This window comes from Saccharomonospora saliphila YIM 90502, from assembly GCF_000383795.1.
Classification (GTDB): Bacteria; Actinomycetota; Actinomycetes; order Mycobacteriales; family Pseudonocardiaceae; genus Saccharomonospora; species Saccharomonospora saliphila.
This window is the reverse complement of record NZ_KB912628.1, coordinates 1-1,672: the sequence shown is the minus strand read 5'-3', so window position 1 is coordinate 1,672 and position 1,672 is coordinate 1. Positions and strand designations below refer to the sequence as shown.

At 71.1% G+C, this 1,672-nt stretch carries 2 protein-coding genes; both read right to left on the bottom strand.

What is annotated here, in order from left to right; genetic code table 11:
* On the bottom strand, positions 1 to 1,014 hold a 1,014-nt coding region (locus SACSA_RS0104105; RefSeq protein ID WP_019813752.1), incomplete at its 3' end, for a tryptophan--tRNA ligase.
* A gap of 26 nt (positions 1,015 to 1,040) precedes the next feature.
* On the bottom strand, positions 1,041 to 1,672 hold a 632-nt coding region (locus SACSA_RS0104100; protein WP_019813750.1), incomplete at its 5' end, for an SDR family NAD(P)-dependent oxidoreductase.

Genomic DNA, 1,672 nt, shown 5'->3' with positions numbered 1-1,672 from the left:
GACCGCCCTGCGCACGGCGCCCAGCACGCGGCCCGCGCGGGTGCGTGCGCGGTCGGCGCCCCGGGCGAGGGTCTCGTCCAGTTCGCTGCCGGGCTCCATCAGCTCCTCGTAGCGTTCCCGCATCGGCGCGAGCTCGGTGTTGAGCACGTCGAACAGCACGTTCTTCAGCTCTCCCCAGCCCATGCCGCCCGCTTCGAGGCGCTTGCGGGTGTCGGCGACGACGTCGGCCGCCGACGGGGGAGCGACCTGGTTCAGGATCTGGAACACCGACGAGCTGTCCGGGTCCTTCGGAGCCTCGACCGGCGTGCTGTCGGTGGGGATGCGCCGTATCAGCTTCTTGAGCTTGTTCTCCGGAAGGAACAGCGGGATCGTGTTGTCGTAGGACTTGCTCATCTTGCGGCCGTCGAGGCCGGGCAGGGTCTCGCCGGTGCCGGACTCGGGCACGATCGCCTTCGGCACCGTGAACGAGTAGGCATCGCCGTAGAGGTGGTTGAAGCTGCCCGCGATGTCGGCGGCGTACTCGACGTGCTGCACTTGGTCCTTGCCGACCGGCACGACGTCGGTCTCCATGATGAGGATGTCGACGGCCATGAGGACGGGGTAGTTGAACAGGCCCATGTTCACGCCCGCGTCCGGGTCCTCGCCCGCCTCGACGTTGCGGTCGCGCGCCGCCTTGTAGGCGTGGGCGCGGTTCATCAGGCCCTTGCCCGTCACACAGGACATGACCCAGTTCAGCTCGAAGATCTCCGGCACGTCGGACTGGAGGTAGAACGTCGTGCGCTTCGGGTCCAAGCCCGCGGCCAGCCACGCCGCGGCGACCGACCGCGAATAGTGCCGGAGGAGTTCGGCGTCGCGGATGCTGGTCAGCGCGTGGTAGTCGGCGATGAAGTACAGCGAGTCGTACTCCTCGGCCAACCGCAGCGCGGGACGCACCGCGCCGATCAGGTTGCCCAGGTGCACCTCGCCGGACGGTTTGATGCCGGTCAGGGAGACTTTGCCAGCGGCCTCGGACATGCGCCTCATCCTAACGACGCGGGTGTTCAGGCGAGTCCGAGCCCGCCGTCGACCGTCAGCACCTGGCCGGTGAGCCAGGTGGCACCCGGGTCGGCCAGCCGGACGACCCACAGCGCGACCTCGTCGGGCGTGCCCCGGCGGCCGAGGGGAACGCGCTCGCGTTCGGTCCGGGTGATGCGCTCCACCTCCTCCGGGGCCAATCCCGAGGCGGCCAGGGCCTCGCTCTCCGTCGGGCCGGGCGCGACGGCGTTGACCCGGACGCCGGTCTCGGCCAGTTCCAACGCCCAGCTCCGGGTGAGCGCGTCCACCGCCGCCTTGGACGCGCCGTAGTGCCCCGCGCCCGGTGCGGGACGCTGCCCCAGCACACTGGAGACGTTGACGATCGAGCCGCCGGTGGCGCGCAGGTGGGGCAGCGCTTCGCGGGCCAGCAGGGTCGGTGCGACGACGTTGGTCTCGACCAGGTCCGCGACGCGGTCGCGCTCGGTGTCGGCCAGAGTCATGGCGGCGAACACGCCCGCGTTGTTGACCAGCACGTCGAGCCGGCCCCAGCGGTTCAGGGCGGCGTCCACGACCGTGCGTGCGGCGTCCCGGGCTCGGACGTCGGCGGCGACGGTGTCGACGCCCGGGCAAGCGCGGGCGGTGGTGGCGAGCGCGTCGG